Here is a 15,742-nt window from a genome sequence, read left to right as displayed (position 1 = left end):
TAATTGATTTCAGTAGCGTTATTCGCTACCTTTTGCTCTCGATTTACACACAGCCGTCACAGGAAGTGACAAGGTATCTAAATGCGTTACGCACGGTTAGGGAAAGCACCCTCTATTAAAGCTTCTCAGTTACTTATTTGTACTGCAATTAGCAGCAGTTTTTTAATCAGCGGATGCCAAGTTAAGCCATCTAATCAACAAGCTACGCCAAGCTCGCCAGCTGTGGCTCAACCCACTATTTCAGCGGTCAACATCAGCTTAAACGGTGCCTATTCAGGGTTACTTACTACCACTGAAACGCCCGAGCAGTGTCCTGATTTTTTAGTGTCTTCTGCAGATATCGAGCACTTTTTTAACCGACCAGCCAAGCGTGCTAGCACGCCGGCTATGATTGTCACTGCAACATCCTCTCACCAAACAGTTAATGCCGAGACACCTACAACCGAAACATCCTCTCTTAAGCCAACGAGTGCGCAACAAGCGTACACTTATTCAATCAACCATCAAGCCTCTAACTGCTATGCAGCAGGTACTATGATGCTAAACGGTACTGAACTTGTCAGTTGGCGAGTGGATAAAGCCGGACAAGGCTATTACCAGCATAATGCGGCGGTTTATACCGTGCAGTGTGTTAGCTGCATTGAGCAAATGGATAAAGACGCAAATAAAGTGTGGGTGGCACAACAAAACATAGCCGAAAAAGAAGCCGCACGAGTTAAACGTCAACAAGCGCAAACCGAACGACTAAACGCTTTTAACGCTAAAATGGCGCCGCCTGTTGAGGATAACACCTCCACCAATACCGCGGACACTACCAATACAGCTAACGATAGTATTCCAGTACCCGCCGCCGATGTAGTGTCCACTCAAAACGACCAGACACACAACAAGACGGTTAAACATACGCCTTAAAAACGTGAATAAACGCTTTACCGAAACGCCCTACTGGATATAGAAACTGTATTCTTGTCGGGGTCTTTGGCATTAGCAAATGCATAGCCGTTGGCTTGGTGGGTACTCCCAAATACCAAGCCTCTTTCAGCACTTTGTATTTTAAAACCTTCTACATCTTGCACGCTAAAAACCAACTTCACCGAGGCTTGACCCAACTTAACGCTTTTAGCCGCTTGGTGTATCAGCAAGGTTGTACCACTTGGCTGCGAGGTCAGCTCTATCAAGCCTTCCACTACTTCTCCAGATGTATTAAACCCGAAATACTCTTTATAAAAAGCCGCCGTTCGTTTCATATCCTTTGCGTAAATCATGATCGTATTGAGGACTGCGTGCATAGAAACAGACTCCTTTCGTGTGGATTATCCTGCTGGCGGGCTGTATTAGCTAATGTCATTAGCGCTAACTTCACACCACATCTAATAAACACCACACCCGCTACTGAGTTTATATCCATAATAATCGCCTACTGTAGCGTAGTAGTAGCCACGCAAAAGTAAAACACACTACACTGATTAATGAATTAAAAACCCGCCAATGGATCAACCCACCCGGTGACCATTTGTGCATGCTAGCATGCCATTATGGGTAACGCCTCAAACACCGGCGCAGCTTTGCTGCGTCCGAGTGCTTTGACTTGTTATGGGGCTGTGGTAATTACAACTTAACAAGCCAATCACAAATTTCAGCCAATTGCCTAGGCTTGGTTAGGTTGGCACAATTTGAAAGTTCTTCGGATTGGCATTGCTCATATATTTCTTTTGCCATTGCTGCCTCTATTGCAGCACCAATGAAAATTGTAGAAACACTTTTATCTAGATTTCCAAAGGCCGTCCGTATTCTTGTTAAGGCCGTGTTTGCAGTTTTCCAGTGTTCGTCGGCTCCTGCCGGATCTATACCGCCTTTTAACTCACCTAAAGCCAAATAGTTATCATGATTGGAGATGAACTCCTTAAATTCTTTGGAATTTTTGTTATTAACATCAGAATTATTGAATAGCACAATATCAATATTCTTTTTTACAACAGGAACAGTAAGATCATAATAGAGAAGTCTACTTTTCTCGCCGTTAGTCCATTTTATGGCCTTTACTAGATTGCTTTGATCTTCTTGGAACTTATCTCCGTTAATCCATTTTTGTGAATGCTTTTCAAAGTACTGAAATTCAAAATTTCTAACAGTTAGAGCTGAGATAATATTTTGTGTGAGCTTTTCACCTGCCAGCCCGCCTACTATATTTCTCATTCGCCCACCCAATGCATCGCCTTGCGTAAGTAAATACCGGCTAATTAGTTCATCAACATAATTAGCACCTGCAGCTATAAGATACTCTTCAACAAAGTCAGTAAGAATTTCTTTTGTATCATTAGGCTGAAGGTAGCCCCTTGCTTTTGTTGACACCCCAGCCGCTTCACACATGCTAACTGTTATGTCGTCATTGTTTATTAGATCTAAGGGGTTATCATAATCATCAGCTATTGTTCGAAATGCTGATGCTAGATTTAAATAATGATTAGCCTCCTTACTTTTCCGTAAGGCTATGCTCAGAAATCCAATTTTTGTTTCTTGGTAAGTGGTCTCCAAGTCGGCAGATTTTTTTATATACTTATTCAACTTTCTTCCTTAGAAAAATTGTTTTAAAACAGCATCTGCAACAGCTTTTGCTAATTTTGGAGGAACAGCGTTACCAACTTGACCGAATTGAGTCATAGTAGTTTTTCTTTTGCTACTGTAAGAGTCCAGTCTAACCCCTGTGAATTCCCACTCTAAAGGGAAAGTCTGCAAACAAGCCAATTCTCGAACCGTTAACATTCTTTGCTCATAAGGGTGAATAAAATCTCGATAACCACTTCTTGTTACTGTTGGAGACGGGAGGTCTGGTTTCAATCTACGATAAGTTGATCCAAAAGTTTTTCTTTGATTTGATAGCTTATCTCCAATAGGAACTGACTTAATCTTTTCTAGAGTACTTGGGGAGTGTGCTGTCATTTGGTGATTTTTAATATCCATGCTTTTCAATTCTCCCTTTAATCGTTTGTGAGACTCTTTTGGCTGTTTCTGATGGCTCGTCGGCTGGTGGCAAATCACCGAATGCATCCCAAGCAGTTGAGTACGGTTTAAGCGGGGAAGAAAATAAATCTGGTTCAGAGTTGTTTTGTTCGCCATGAGTTGGTTCTGGAAATTCGAAAGTTTTCCCTAGCCTATTGCCAACTATAAATAGTCTCTCACGGTGTTGAGGAACCCCATAACTTGATGAATTTAGAACCTTATAACTTACGTCATAGTGATATTCTTTACCTTCGTATACCACTGGCTCTCTGAATTCATTTAAAACAGCTTCTATCGCTTTACCTTTTTCCCAATTTAGCATTCCTTTTACATTCTCCATCACAAATGCATCAGGCAGGGCCTCATGAACTACTCTGGAGAACTCTAGGAGTAATTTACCTCTATCATCATTCATTCCCATTCTTTTTCCAGCCAAGCTAAATGACTGGCATGGAGGGCCACCTATAACTAAAGCCGCTTCAAGCGGCTTTAGTTTAGCTTTTTTAAGAATTTCTTCCGTAGAAACCTGGCTTACATCGCCCTCTATAACAGGCAAATCAGGGCTGTTAAGTCTTAATGTATCGCAACATGAAGGATCTTGTTCTACTGCAACTGCTATCTTGAAACCAGCCTCTTTGAAGCCGATATCCATACCACCTGCACCAGAAAATAGGCTGATAACCTCTCTCTTTTTGGCCATTATTTACTCAATTTGATTAGTGTAATTAAATACAGCATCTTAACATTTTCATATTTTTCATGATATTTAAGATGGCTTCTATGTTTGCTTGCAGAGTAAAGCCCCATAACGCCGCCAACAGCGGCAGACTTGATGTGGAGTGTTTTGTGCAACATTGGCGTAGCCATGCACAAAACAAGTAACAGCAAGGCTGTCCAAGGAGAGGAGCGACTGATGCTGCTTGGCCTTGTTAGCATTTTTACTACGTAACATTGACACTATCACCGTGTTCAAAATCACCCTCAATTATCGAATTTCTATAAACCTTGTATTCAACGGTAAATAGTTTGCCAAAATTCAACATTTCGTCAACCGCGAACAACCGGAACCGGAGATAGTTGTTTGAATCCTCATCGAATATTTCATCTAGATTTTCTTCGGTACTGAATCTGTACGATCCCTTGTCTTCGATTTCACTATGCTTATACGTAAAAAGGAAATTGACGACTGACTTTTTTAGTTTAATAGACTGTGATGTTTGGGTATGACCATTTGGAACGACACGCAATTTTATTGATTCTAGTTCGGCTTCTAAACGGATTGCGTTTCTAGAGCCAGTATTAACAATCTTTATTTGGTAAATGGTGTTATTGTCAGTAACTCGCTTAGAAATTACCGGAGAAATTTTAATAGACGGTCTTAATCTGTGAAGAAAAAGCAAGAATGCTGCTGACGCGACTAGTCCTCCCAATATCCCTTCTATCACTTGTAGCCCTCCTATGGTGATCTGCATTTATGCTAACGCGTTGCTAATGGGCAGCCGAAGCACAGCGTAGGCTGTCCCGTGGAGGCCGCGCTTTTTGCGGCCGGAACGAAATTGAGCAACTTGTTATATCTTAGCCACCACCGATGCGGCAATTTACGGGCTCGTCTGCTGCCAGCTTATATTGACCATACCCCTTTAGCCCTATGCCTATTTGCGATTTCACCTTTGATATACCCAAAACCCAATAGCAATCTTTTGTTAATTGACCTGGAAGATGAACCATATCTCCTTCTTCAACTTCATCAGCTCGCTTTCTAACAAGGGTAATTTTTGTATTAGTGCCAGGGTCATGAGCCCAAATATGGACAAAGTCGTTGCACTTTGGGCAACGCCATGAATTTCTGACATCTTCGTCGTTAAGATCGACTTCACAGTCAGGACAACTGTACTTTTCCACTTCCAACCGGTTAACTCCTGACATTTTGCTCATGTGACTCTCCTTGAGATATAACGCCGCGCTCAGGGGAAAAACGAAGCGGAGCTAATTTGTGGTAAACTGAGTGCAACGAACCACAAATTAGTGGAGCATAGTTTTTTCCCTTGCAGCGCCTTGTTATATCTTTTCTGCTGATGGTATTGCATTTTTTAACCAAGAGCTTGTATTTGACTGAACCATAAATGGAATGTTTTCACACCCCATACACCTCGCCACAGTTAAACGATGCTTCCCATCTGCCACTAAAGCTAAGTCTTTACTCCCATGCTTTACGAAAAATAATGGAGAAAGAGCCTGCTTGTTCTCCCAAGCCTCTATGACTCGAGCAATCTTCCGACTGTCATGTATCGTTTTCCACAACGTATCCTTGTCGTATATTTCTGGTTCAAATATTCCAGCCCATACATCGTCAAATGATGCGGTATAAATATCCATTCCTGACTGCAAAATCTCATTACTAATATCATTAAAGGTAATCGAGTTTGGAGTTGCATCCCAGATGGGGGTTACTTTAGGAGTAGAATTTTTGTATGCCCTAACGAGTTTGTCCACTAGTTTCAATTCTTCCGCAACTCTGGCTCTCTCTTTCAAAAACTTTTCGATATTTGGTCCATCGCTCATGAGATATAACGCCGCGCTAAAGGGCCGGAAAAAAGCGCAGCTTTTTGGAGGTCCCAAGGAGCGCAGCGACTGATTTTGAGCGCTTTGTTATGTGTTTTTATCCTGCAGTAGTTTAGCAACAAGCTTTACTTGAGCTTCAAATGCTTCTTTTGCATCATAGTATCTATCACGACTTTCTTGCATGAAGCGCTCATGCAGAGCATCTTGCCGAGCACTGCCATCTCGCCGGTTAACATCTCTTTCTAATTCTGAAAAATAAGAAGACTTAACCTCTTCATATTTATTGCTAAGCTCATTTAGTTTCTTAGTTTCTAAATTTATATCCATATTATACCTTCCAAATTGAGTATTTTTTAACACGCCTTGATCTTGAAATATTTTTAAAGTCACTTCTCCCATTTGTGGATGAGACAAAGTACTAAGCGACATTCAGCACATAACAGTTTTATTCATGAGCATGCGCATTATCATTCCTAACCGTTTAGTCAGGAAGGCGCACAACTCGTTGAAATTGATTAACTTTAAGGCAGGTAGGAGAAAAGGCACAGAACAAAAACGCGCATGCGCGTTAACATTCCTTGTGTGGCACGCTATCTTCCCTTAGAATTTTCATATCTTATTGTTTTTAATGACGTTGTGTAAGTTATTCATTGTGTAAACGAGCATGCTCGTTTTGCAAACCGTGCCATTTTTAACACTTATCCAAAATATACTGTATATCCTGCGAGAAATCCTTAACAAATATCCACAGGCTTTTGCTCTCTACTCTAGATACGGATCAGCCGCTATTATCTGCTGTAATCCCCAAATTTCAGGCACAAAAAAGGGGCACTAGGCCCCTTTTTTAATCATGGATACAGGTATTACAGACGTTCGATAACCGTCGCTATACCTTGGCCCATACCGATACACATGGTGGCTACACCGAGCGTACCTTGTTTATCTTCTAGCACGTTTAACAACGTTGTGGTAATACGCGATCCTGAGCATCCTAGTGGATGGCCAAGTGCGATAGCACCGCCGTTTAAGTTAATACGTGTATCCATACGGTCTGTTATTTTCAAACCTTGCATGACCGCCAGCGCTTGCGCCGCGAAGGCTTCGTTCAGCTCGAAGTAATCAATATCATCGATGGAAAGGCCGGCACGCTTTAAAGCCTTTTTAGTAGCCGGTACCGGGCCATAACCCATAATGGATGGGTCGCAACCAGCGATGGCCATGCCACGAATAACAGCGCGAGGTTTTAGCCCAAGCTCTTCTGCTTTTTGCGCTGACATCACCAACATACCGGATGCACCATCGGAAATAGCCGATGATGTGCCTGCCGTTACCGTGCCTACTTTAGGGATAAAGACTGGTTTTAATCCCGCTAGCGTATCTACCGTTGTTTCTGGGCGAATAACTTCATCCCGTTCTACCAATACTTTAAAGCCATTAGCGTCATGGCCTTCGATAGGGATCACTTCGTTATCAAAACGTCCGGATACCGACGCCTCGTGCGCTAAGCGATGAGAGCGAGCCCCAAAGGCGTCTTGCATCTCACGCGTTACTCCATTCATTTTACCGAGCATTTCAGCCGTTAAACCCATCATCATGGCAGCTTTGGCTGAATATTTAGACATTTCAGGGTTGATATCAACGCCATGCGCCATGTCGATATGACCCATATGCTCAACACCGCCGATGATGAATAGATCACCATTACCTGTTTGGATGGCTTGTGCAGCTGTATGCAGCGCAGACATGGATGAACCACACAAGCGGTTAACGGTTAGGCCGCCAACTGAGTGAGGTAACCCGGCTAATAAAGCGGCATTACGGGCAATATTGAAACCTTGTTCTAGTGTTTGGTTTACACAACCCCAGATTACATCCTCAACCTGATTAGGATCGACTGCGGGGTTGCGTGCGAGTAGCGCTTTCATGACAGATGCTGATAAAGATTCAGCGCGAACATTACGGAAAACACCACCTTTTGAACGTCCCATTGGGGTACGTACCGCATCTACGATGACAACGTCATTGGGTTGCAGACTCATTATTTTTCTCCTCTGCTCAGCTACGCGCTGCATCAAAATAAGTTTCACCAGCGGCAGCCATAGCTTTCATGCGTTCCGTTGGTTGATAAAGTGGCCCTAGTGCTTCGTAAGGCTTAGCCATTTCGCAGAATGCATCAAGCCCCATGCTATCCAGGTAATGAAGTGCACCACCACGGAATGGAGGGAAGCCAATACCGTATATCAAACCCATATCCGCTTCAGCCGGAGAAGCGACAATACCTTCTTCTAAACAACGTGCTGTTTCTATGCACAGAGGGATCATCATGCGGGCGATGATTTCTTCTTCAGTGAACGGGCTTGCCTCACCAACAGCATCGCCAAGCAATTGAAGTACCGACTCATCAACGACTTTTTGCTGCTTACCTTTACGGTCTAATTTATATTCGTAGAAGCCTTTGTCGTTCTTTTGTCCAAAACGACCTAACTCATACATTTTATCGATAGCTGATGTGCCTGTATGCCCCATACGATCAGGGAAGCCTTGCGCCATGACTTCATCGGCATGATAAGCCGTATCCAAGCCGACAACGTCAAGTAAGTAGGCAGGTCCCATTGGCCAGCCAAAGCCTTCCATCACTTTATCCACTTGGCGGAAATCCGCGCCGTCTTTAAGCAGTTGCGAAAAACCAGCAAAGTAAGGGAACAAAATACGGTTAACTAAGAATCCCGGGCAGTCATTAACCACAATCGGAGTTTTGCCCATCGCTTTAGCGTACGACACCGTACGAGCAATAGCTGCTTCACTGGTTTTTTCACCACGAATCACTTCAACCAACGGCATGCGATGCACAGGGTTAAAGAAGTGCATGCCACAGAAGTTTTCTGGGCGCTTTACCGCTTTTGCCAGCTCGTTAATAGAGATAGTAGAAGTATTAGACGTTAATACAGCATCTTCGCTTAAGTGCTCTTCCACTTCAGCCAAAACTGACTTTTTCACATTGACGTTTTCAACAACCGCTTCCACGACTAAATCGACACGTCCAAAATCACCGTAGCTCAGTGTTGGCGTAATACTGTTGAGTGTTTTAGCCATTTTAGCCGCATCAATACGACCACGCTTTAGTTGTCCACCTAACAATTTATTCGCTTCGTCCAAGCCAAGTTGCAACGCGTCCTCTCGTATATCTTTCATCAAGATAGGCGTGCCTTTAGAGGCAGATTGATAAGCAACACCGCCACCCATGATACCTGCACCTAATACCGCAGCTTGTTTAACCGGCGTACCTTGAGACTCGTAGCGTTTACTGACTTTTTTAACGTATTGGTCTTTTAAGAACAACCCGACCAGTGCTCGTGTAACTTCACTTTTGGCGAGTTTAGCAAAGCCTTTCGCTTCAACCAGAAGCGCCGCTTCACGTTCCATGTTGGCAGCTTTTTGAAGGGTTTTAATCGCCATCATTGGCGCTGGGTAATGTTTACCCGCTTTCGCACCAATCACGCCTTTTGCCGTTTCAAACGCCATCATCTGTTCGATGGTGTTGAGTTTAACCGCGCTTTGTTTTTCTGTACGGCGTGCCGCGTAATCAAACTTGCCTGCGATACACTCTTTTAACAGCGCAAGGCCTGCTTCGCGTACGCTAGCTTCAGCAACGACTGCGTCTACTGCGCCGTCTTTCAATGCAGCATCTGCACGCTTTTCGCCGCCTGCACAGATCCACTCGTTAGCATTATCAATACCGATCAGACGTGGTAAACGGACAGTACCGCCCCAGCCTGGGTAAATGCCAAGCTTAACTTCTGGAAGGCCGACTTTCGCAGAGTCTGCCATCACTCGGTAATCGGTTGAAAGCGCGAGCTCAAACCCACCACCTAATGCTAAACCGTTGATAGCAGTTACTGTCGGACATTGCAGATCCTCGATAGCGTTTAAAATACCCTGCAATTGTGTGATGTTGTCGACAATGGTGTCTTCATCGTGAGTGAACATTTGACCAAATTCGGTGATATCAGCACCTACAATAAACGTAGGCTTGTTACTGCTAAAAAGAACACCTTTGAGGTCGGCGGTGGATTGCAATATGCTGACTGCGTCCGCGAGTTCCTTCATTGCTTGCTGACTGAGCGTGTTGACGGCATCTGTGGTGTTATCGAAAACCACCTCATAAATACCCGCTTCAGCAGCCTGTACGCGGATTGTTTGACCTTCCATTACCATGGGAATGACTCCGTACGTCAGGTTAACGTCGTTATTGTTATTTCAGAAATCAAGCTTTGGATTTAGTCTAGCCGCTATGCGCTATCATACAATGACAGTTTGCGTCAGGCTCACTAACGAATGCCGTCATTGCTAGTTTACAGGGCGTTTATCTGCAAACTAAGTCTTTATTATCAGTAACAAATTGCTTCACTACAATGGAGTCAAAAAAGTTACTCACATAACAGTAGCGACAATAGTTTTCCACGCTTTCTGTGGATAACCTGTCTGAAAACCTTTGTGTAACCTTGGCTAAGCTAGCTAAGACGCCTAGCACAGAGTTTCGATCAATTAGGCACCAATGCGGCGAGTCTATAACCCTAGTTTTGATCCCTAACACAGTCTATAGCCATAACTCATATACTGCTTAGGGAATTTTGGCCATAAAAAAACCCAGCGAGGCTGGGTTTACAAGACAAGAACTTAATCTATCTCTTTAAGGTTACGCTTTTTTGAGTGACTCCATATCAATTACAAAACGGTACTTCACATCGCCTTTTTTCATGCGCTCATACGCTTCGTTAATATGTTGAATATCGAGCATTTCTACTTCACAGCTAATACCATGCTCAGCTGAGAAATCTAACATTTCCTGTGTTTCAGCAATACCGCCAATCATGGAACCCGCTAACACGCGACGCTTCGAGATCAAATTTACCCCCCATAACGGCGGCTCAATACCCGTGATTAGCCCTACCACAATATGCACTCCATCTACCTTGAGGCAATTTAAGTATGGGTTAAAGTCGTGTGCAACCGGGATAGTGTCCAACAAAAAATCAAACTGTAAGCTTGCGGCTGCCATTTGATCGTCATCTGTTGAGATAATCACATGATCCGCACCTTGCTGTTTCGCTTCATTAACTTTATTGGCAGAGCGGGTAAATACGGTTACTTCGGCACCTAGCGCTTTAGCGTATTTTACGCCCATGTGACCTAACCCTCCCATCCCTAATACACCTACTTTGTCTCCCGCTTTGACACCATAGTGTTTTAAGGGTGAATAAGTAGTAATACCCGCACACAACAATGGAGCCGCTGATTTAATATCGAGCGCCTCCGGGATTGAAAGCACAAAGTCTTCACGGACGACTATTCGCTCAGAGTAACCGCCAAATGTGAGCGTCCCATCATGCAAATCCTTACCATTGTAGGTACCAACCATACCGTTATCACAGTATTGCTCTAGACCTGTTTTACATGAAGAGCAACTGCAGCACGAATCAACCATGCAGCCAACTCCTACGTAGTCGCCTTCTTTATATTTTGTCACTTGTGGACCAATGGCTGTAACGCGGCCAATAATTTCATGCCCCGGTACCACTGGGTACATAGAGTTGCCCCAATCATTTTCGGCTTGATGGATATCTGAGTGACAAACACCGCAATATAGTATTTCAATTGATACATCATCGGGGCGCAAATCACGACGTTGTATGTTCAGCGGGGCCATTTTAGATGTGGCGGTCTGTGCTGCATATGCTTTGGTATTTGACATGAATAATCTCCAGATAATTTCACTTTACCTGATCCATTATCCAGCGTTACCCGTAACAACGTGAGCCTCATTCCTGTTAGGTTTTTGCCTATTTCTCTTAAAGACAGCAGTTTACTTGGATTATTGAGCCGTCATTTAGGCATAATCCTACTATTATAAACGATGTCATTGGCAGACCCACGGATGTTGAACAATAAGGTATTTATAAGAGGTAATTGCTATGTCACTGTCTGATCTTGTCAGCCTACTTGAGCCTTTACAGCGTGAAGAAGGCATGCACCCCTCCGATATTGAAGGCGTATCTGTTTTAACTTGCCACGAATCTCACGGCCGTAGTCCGCTCATCTATGAGCCCAGTTTGATTTTCATCGCGCAGGGTAAAAAAATTGGCTACCTTGGTGATCGTGTTATCGAGTACAACCCAGGTCATTATTTAGTACAAACACTACCGTTACCTTTTGAATGCGAAACCTATGCAGAAGAAGGTAAGCCACTACTTGGCATATCGGTGAGTATTGACCTTGTTATCCTAGCGGAACTTGTCCACAGCTCGTTACCCGTTAACGGTTTACCCACAGACCATGATCTAAGTCCCAAGCCTATGGACTCTGTTGCAATGACACCCGGTATGCAAGAAGCCGTGAGCCGGTTAGTGCGGGCACTACACGATCCTATTGATGCACGAGTAATGGGAACGGCACGTGTTCGCGAGGTGATATATGAAGCACTCAAAGGCGAACAAGGCTCTGCTTTAAGTGCCTTGATTTTAAACCAAGGTAACTACTCACGCGTGATCCGTATACTAAGCCAATTGCACAAATCATTTGACCAAGGTGTGACGGTAGAATCGCTTGCAGATCAAGCAAATATGAGTGTTTCAAACTTCCATAAGCATTTTAAAGAAGTAACTAGATGCTCACCTTTGCAGTACCTGAAACGCCTACGCCTGATTAAAGCTCGCTTGTTGCTATCGCATGACGATCTTAATGTGGGACAAACCGCTCTGGCCGTAGGCTACAAAAGCATCAACCAATTTAGCCGTGATTATAAAAGCTACTTTGGCACCCCGCCAAAACAAGATGTACGACCATAACTGAATATACCCGAATGCTCCCCGCGCCACCCCATCATAGCAAGCGCTTTATACACATTATCTGTGGATAAGTACTTGTATAAGTTTGGGGTAAGCATCCCTAAGCACACTTACATGACGCTTTGAAGATATCGGTCAGAAAAGCATCAACCGATTCTCCATGATCGAACCTGACACCTGAAATTTTCAGACAGATACAAAAACGCCCCTTAATAGGGGCGTTTAAAAAGCACAAATAGTTATAGCTACGCAGCACGACGTCGGTAAGCGCCCATTGCAAATAATCCTAGGCCCATCAAAACCAATGTACCCGGAAGAGGAACGGCACTAGCATCGGTATTAAACACAACCGGCGTCTGCGACATATAAACCGTACCGCTTGAGTTGAACGTTAAGCCCGTTATAAAGGCTAATGGGTCAGCAGGATCAACATTTGCATCTGTCTCAATTCCCATCACTCGGAAATTATCAACCGCATCGGCAAAGAAGTACTCATCACCAGCCGTCAGCTCGCTTACGAAGACATACTCGGAACCGTCCCACACATAAATTGCGTATTCATCATCACCAAAACCGGTAGGTAAGATAACAGAAGCCACAAGCGGACTGCTGCTGTCTGTAACAACATAATCGTAACCAATGGCTACTTCAGGATCGATATAGACAACTTCTCCGTCGAGAACTTCGAAGAGAAAGTCAAATGTTACAACTTGGTTGTTGCCATCCACAACATCCCCGTCTTCATTGATAGTAACAGGCATAAAAGGGTTATCTGATGTACCTGAACCTTCCGAGCCAACATAAACTCCATCATTTAAGTCATTTAGGTTATCAAAATAATCTTGTGCTTCATCTGTGAAAGCTAAAACGTCATAGCCTTCTTGAGCCGCTGTGTACACAGGGACGCCGTTTCTAAATGGAAGAATATAAACGCCATCTTCAAGGGAATTATAAGAGTACTCCGTAATATCCAGTAAATATCCAGCATCAATGTCATCCAGATTTGGGAAATAAACAGGATCATCAACACTGGCAGGCGTCGGCGGAGTGTCTCCCAAAATCGACAGATCAGCAAAAGCTGAGTTCTTAGTAACGCCTGCTATTGCAATAAATTTTTGGATAAAATATGTGGATGGGGTAGAAACCCACTCAATGGTGTTATAACGAAACTCCGCATTGAAGTCTCCATTTGTTCCTGTAACGCCAGACATGTCAGTTAACGTTAACTGAAAGTTATTAACTAAATTATCCCCGCCATTTACATCCGGAAGCTGGCTGTTCCAAACTACTTTTATTTGATCATCAGTAGACGTTATATAGGTATCATACAGACCATCCGTATACATACCTGGAGCACAATCCGATGTCACAAAAGCACTGATACCATTGTTAGCAAGAGACGTTCCCTGCATATCGGCACATGAACCCATTTGCTGCTTTACAAAACGAACACCACCGTTATCTATAACATTAATCCAATCATAGCTTGTGCCGTAAAAATTGAGATCAAAATTCAAATCGACCGTCGTACCGTTATAGTTTATGGCGCCTGGTTCGACAGAGTTATCAAATATCGTATTTTCCCCATTAAGATCGCTACTCCAAACAGCAGCTTGTGCGGATAGAGAGGCGCCAGCTAACACAGCAACCGCTAGCACATTTTTTATACCAAGTTTCATCAAACCATCCTTGTTAAATTGATATGAAAACTCATAAAAGCAAATTTCAGACCAATGACAATAAGTATTTGATAAAAAAGGATTAAATGCAATATAGACTCAAATAGGAAACACTTGTTTGTAAAATTTTCTGACACAAACAAGTGTTTGATTTAATTGAACTATTCAGCTTTAATTCATAAAACTATCGATAACTATCTAACAACTCGTAAATGTAACGTGCAATTTCAACTGAATGCGGGTTGTCGCCATGTATACATAATGTATCGGCACGTAAGGGTATTTTCTTGCCGCTCAACGTTGTTACTGCTTGATCATTTACAATCTCAGCCACCTGTAGCTCTATGCGCCCCAGATTGTCATGAACAGCACCTTCATGCCGGCGATTTACCAACAAGCCGTCATCATCGTAAGCCCTATCAACGAAAGCTTCGAATATTAGCGGGAGGTCATACTGATCAGCTAGCGCTTGCACTTCGTCATTTCGGTTAGTGGACATAACTACTAATGGCAAACCCACTTCATAGGAAGCCACTGCTGTCATCACCGCTCGCAAGCTGTCATCACTTACCATCATTTTGTTATACAGTGCGCCATGGGGTTTGACATACTGGATACGAGAACTTTTGCTTTTACAAATAGCGTCTAACGCACCTATTTGATATAGCAATGTTGCTATTAGCTCTTCACGTGAGCAATGATAATCACGGCGACCAAAACCCAGCAAATCCGGATATCCTGGATGCGCCCCAATCTCCACGCCTCCATTTACTGCCAAGTTAACCGTTGATAACATCGTTAATGGATCAGAGGCGTGGAAGCCACAGGCAATGTTTGCTTGATCAATATACGGCATGACCTCAACGTCATTGCCTTTTACCCAAGGGCCAAAACTTTCACCCATATCGCAATTAATTTTCATCAGATACCTTCTGCATTGAAAAACATAAAAACCTAACGCTCCGCTTTAGTTTTTTCTGGATAATAAATCAGGTTATGAACCACGGAATCAACTTGAGATTGATTCCGGTAACCATGAGGCTTATCAGCGTTAAAGCGCACTGCATCCCCTGCTTTAAAGGTATGCCAATGCTCGTCAATATATAGCTCAACGCTTCCGCTGATAACAACGACATGCTCAATTACGCCAGGAGAATGAGCCTCTGAGTACTGTTCATAGCCTGCCACAAACGTCAGTTCCATCCATTCGAAATTTAATTGGTCATCATAAGGAAATAACGGCGCAACAAACATGCTATTCTGGGCAGGCTGATTCCGAACATTATGAGCCGAGCGAAAGGGCACGCCCCGTGTAACGGAGGTGTCATCAGTTGTAGGTGGCTCTATAAGTGTTGTTAGCGATACCTCAAAACCAGTCGCTATCTTCCATAAAGTAGCAATCGTTGGGCTGGACTCCCCTCGCTCTATTTGTCCAAGCATGGCTTTGCTCACACCTGTTTTTTGAGATGTCTTATCTAGACTCCATCCTTTATTTGCCCTCATCTGCTTAAGCGACAAAGCAATAAATTGATTAACCGGCTGCATAAGTCCCCTACTGAGTAATCACACCGACAGTAACTAGCTTTGAACAAACGGTGTTTCTATTGTGCGTTATAACGCACCAATGCTAAGATTGCCACCACGTACGCTATAACG

General features: G+C 43.5%; 15 protein-coding genes. 2 read left to right on the top strand and 13 right to left on the bottom strand.

Going from position 1 to position 15,742, the window contains the following annotated elements:
* The first annotated feature begins 81 nt into the window (after positions 1-81).
* Positions 82-912, top strand: a complete 831-nt coding sequence (locus tag BS617_RS14800) for a hypothetical protein (protein WP_075173756.1) — start codon at positions 82-84, stop codon at positions 910-912.
* Between the two features lie 17 nt (positions 913-929).
* Here BS617_RS14800 and BS617_RS14795 read toward each other — a convergent pair whose 3' ends face one another.
* From BS617_RS14795 to BS617_RS14745, 10 genes are all read right to left on the bottom strand, one after another.
* Positions 930-1,289, bottom strand: a complete 360-nt coding sequence (locus BS617_RS14795) for a VOC family protein (protein WP_075173755.1) — start codon at positions 1,287-1,289, stop codon at positions 930-932.
* Positions 1,290-1,608: 319 nt separating this feature from the next.
* Positions 1,609-2,565 carry an AvaI/BsoBI family type II restriction endonuclease gene (locus BS617_RS14790; protein WP_075173754.1) on the bottom strand — a complete coding sequence of 319 codons (957 nt, stop codon included), beginning with the start codon at positions 2,563-2,565 and terminating at the stop codon, positions 1,609-1,611.
* A gap of 9 nt (positions 2,566-2,574) precedes the next feature.
* Positions 2,575-2,961, bottom strand: coding sequence for a DNA cytosine methyltransferase (locus BS617_RS18495; protein WP_075173753.1), 387 nt, complete (start codon positions 2,959-2,961; stop codon positions 2,575-2,577).
* Positions 2,951-3,700, bottom strand: a complete 750-nt coding sequence (locus BS617_RS18490) for a DNA cytosine methyltransferase (protein ID WP_075173752.1) — start codon at positions 3,698-3,700, stop codon at positions 2,951-2,953. The genes BS617_RS18495 and BS617_RS18490 overlap by 11 nt, the downstream gene beginning before the upstream one ends.
* An 875-nt stretch (positions 3,701-4,575) precedes the next feature.
* Positions 4,576-4,935: a hypothetical protein gene (locus BS617_RS14770; protein WP_075173750.1), complete on the bottom strand. Its 360-nt coding sequence runs from the start codon at positions 4,933-4,935 to the stop codon at positions 4,576-4,578.
* Between the two features lie 123 nt (positions 4,936-5,058).
* Entirely contained in the window at positions 5,059-5,562 is a 504-nt protein-coding gene (locus BS617_RS14765; RefSeq protein WP_075173749.1) for a ParB N-terminal domain-containing protein, read from the bottom strand.
* Between the two features lie 87 nt (positions 5,563-5,649).
* Positions 5,650-5,991, bottom strand: a complete 342-nt coding sequence (locus tag BS617_RS14760) for a hypothetical protein (protein WP_139303214.1) — start codon at positions 5,989-5,991, stop codon at positions 5,650-5,652.
* 434 nt (positions 5,992-6,425) lie between these two features.
* Positions 6,426-7,601, bottom strand: a complete 1,176-nt coding sequence (gene fadA, locus BS617_RS14755) for an acetyl-CoA C-acyltransferase FadA (protein ID WP_075173747.1) — start codon at positions 7,599-7,601, stop codon at positions 6,426-6,428.
* Positions 7,602-7,617: 16 nt separating this feature from the next.
* Positions 7,618-9,777, bottom strand: a complete 2,160-nt coding sequence (gene fadB / locus BS617_RS14750) for a fatty acid oxidation complex subunit alpha FadB (RefSeq protein WP_075173746.1) — start codon at positions 9,775-9,777, stop codon at positions 7,618-7,620.
* A gap of 481 nt (positions 9,778-10,258) precedes the next feature.
* Positions 10,259-11,314 (bottom strand): NAD(P)-dependent alcohol dehydrogenase, encoded by a 1,056-nt coding sequence (locus tag BS617_RS14745; RefSeq protein ID WP_075173745.1) that lies wholly within the window; start codon positions 11,312-11,314, stop codon positions 10,259-10,261.
* Between the two features lie 220 nt (positions 11,315-11,534).
* Between BS617_RS14745 and BS617_RS14740 the strand changes: the two genes are divergently transcribed.
* On the top strand, positions 11,535-12,407 hold the full coding sequence (locus BS617_RS14740; protein WP_075173744.1) for an AraC family transcriptional regulator: 873 nt from the start codon (positions 11,535-11,537) through the stop codon (positions 12,405-12,407).
* A gap of 245 nt (positions 12,408-12,652) precedes the next feature.
* Here BS617_RS14740 and BS617_RS14735 read toward each other — a convergent pair whose 3' ends face one another.
* From BS617_RS14735 to BS617_RS14725, 3 genes are all read right to left on the bottom strand, one after another.
* On the bottom strand, positions 12,653-14,086 hold the full coding sequence (locus BS617_RS14735) for a PEP-CTERM sorting domain-containing protein (RefSeq protein ID WP_075173743.1): 1,434 nt from the start codon (positions 14,084-14,086) through the stop codon (positions 12,653-12,655).
* A 184-nt stretch (positions 14,087-14,270) separates the two neighbouring features.
* Positions 14,271-15,008, bottom strand: a complete 738-nt coding sequence (locus tag BS617_RS14730; RefSeq protein WP_075173742.1) for a 5-oxoprolinase subunit PxpA — start codon at positions 15,006-15,008, stop codon at positions 14,271-14,273.
* A 32-nt stretch (positions 15,009-15,040) separates the two neighbouring features.
* The gene (locus BS617_RS14725; RefSeq protein WP_075173741.1) at positions 15,041-15,631 is read right to left on the bottom strand and encodes a helix-turn-helix domain-containing protein; all 591 of its coding nucleotides are present in this window, start codon (positions 15,629-15,631) and stop codon (positions 15,041-15,043) included.
* Positions 15,632-15,742: the final 111 nt, after the last annotated feature.

This window comes from Neptunomonas phycophila, assembly GCF_001922575.1.
Lineage (GTDB): Bacteria > Pseudomonadota > Gammaproteobacteria > Pseudomonadales > Balneatricaceae > Neptunomonas > Neptunomonas phycophila.
Note: the sequence above shows the minus strand (reverse complement) of the source record. Positions and strands in the feature narration are given on the sequence as shown.

Excerpts from the sequence above, each read along its gene's own strand:
- BS617_RS18495 (WP_075173753.1), bottom strand. The coding sequence starts at position 2,961 with ATGGATATTAAAAATCACCAAATGACAGCACACTCCCCAAGTACTCTA.
- BS617_RS18490 (WP_075173752.1), bottom strand. The coding sequence starts at position 3,700 with ATGGCCAAAAAGAGAGAGGTTATCAGCCTATTTTCTGGTGCAGGTGGT.
- BS617_RS14745 (WP_075173745.1), bottom strand. The coding sequence starts at position 11,314 with ATGTCAAATACCAAAGCATATGCAGCACAGACCGCCACATCTAAAATG.
- BS617_RS14725 (WP_075173741.1), bottom strand. The coding sequence starts at position 15,631 with ATGCAGCCGGTTAATCAATTTATTGCTTTGTCGCTTAAGCAGATGAGG.
- fadA (WP_075173747.1), bottom strand. The coding sequence starts at position 7,601 with ATGAGTCTGCAACCCAATGACGTTGTCATCGTAGATGCGGTACGTACC.
- BS617_RS14795 (WP_075173755.1), bottom strand. The coding sequence starts at position 1,289 with ATGCACGCAGTCCTCAATACGATCATGATTTACGCAAAGGATATGAAA.
- BS617_RS14770 (WP_075173750.1), bottom strand. The coding sequence starts at position 4,935 with ATGAGCAAAATGTCAGGAGTTAACCGGTTGGAAGTGGAAAAGTACAGT.
- BS617_RS14765 (WP_075173749.1), bottom strand. The coding sequence starts at position 5,562 with ATGAGCGATGGACCAAATATCGAAAAGTTTTTGAAAGAGAGAGCCAGA.
- BS617_RS14740 (WP_075173744.1), top strand. The coding sequence starts at position 11,535 with ATGTCACTGTCTGATCTTGTCAGCCTACTTGAGCCTTTACAGCGTGAA.
- fadB (WP_075173746.1), bottom strand. The coding sequence starts at position 9,777 with ATGGTAATGGAAGGTCAAACAATCCGCGTACAGGCTGCTGAAGCGGGT.
- BS617_RS14760 (WP_139303214.1), bottom strand. The coding sequence starts at position 5,991 with ATGTCGCTTAGTACTTTGTCTCATCCACAAATGGGAGAAGTGACTTTA.
- BS617_RS14735 (WP_075173743.1), bottom strand. The coding sequence starts at position 14,086 with ATGAAACTTGGTATAAAAAATGTGCTAGCGGTTGCTGTGTTAGCTGGC.
- BS617_RS14800 (WP_075173756.1), top strand. The coding sequence starts at position 82 with ATGCGTTACGCACGGTTAGGGAAAGCACCCTCTATTAAAGCTTCTCAG.
- BS617_RS14730 (WP_075173742.1), bottom strand. The coding sequence starts at position 15,008 with ATGAAAATTAATTGCGATATGGGTGAAAGTTTTGGCCCTTGGGTAAAA.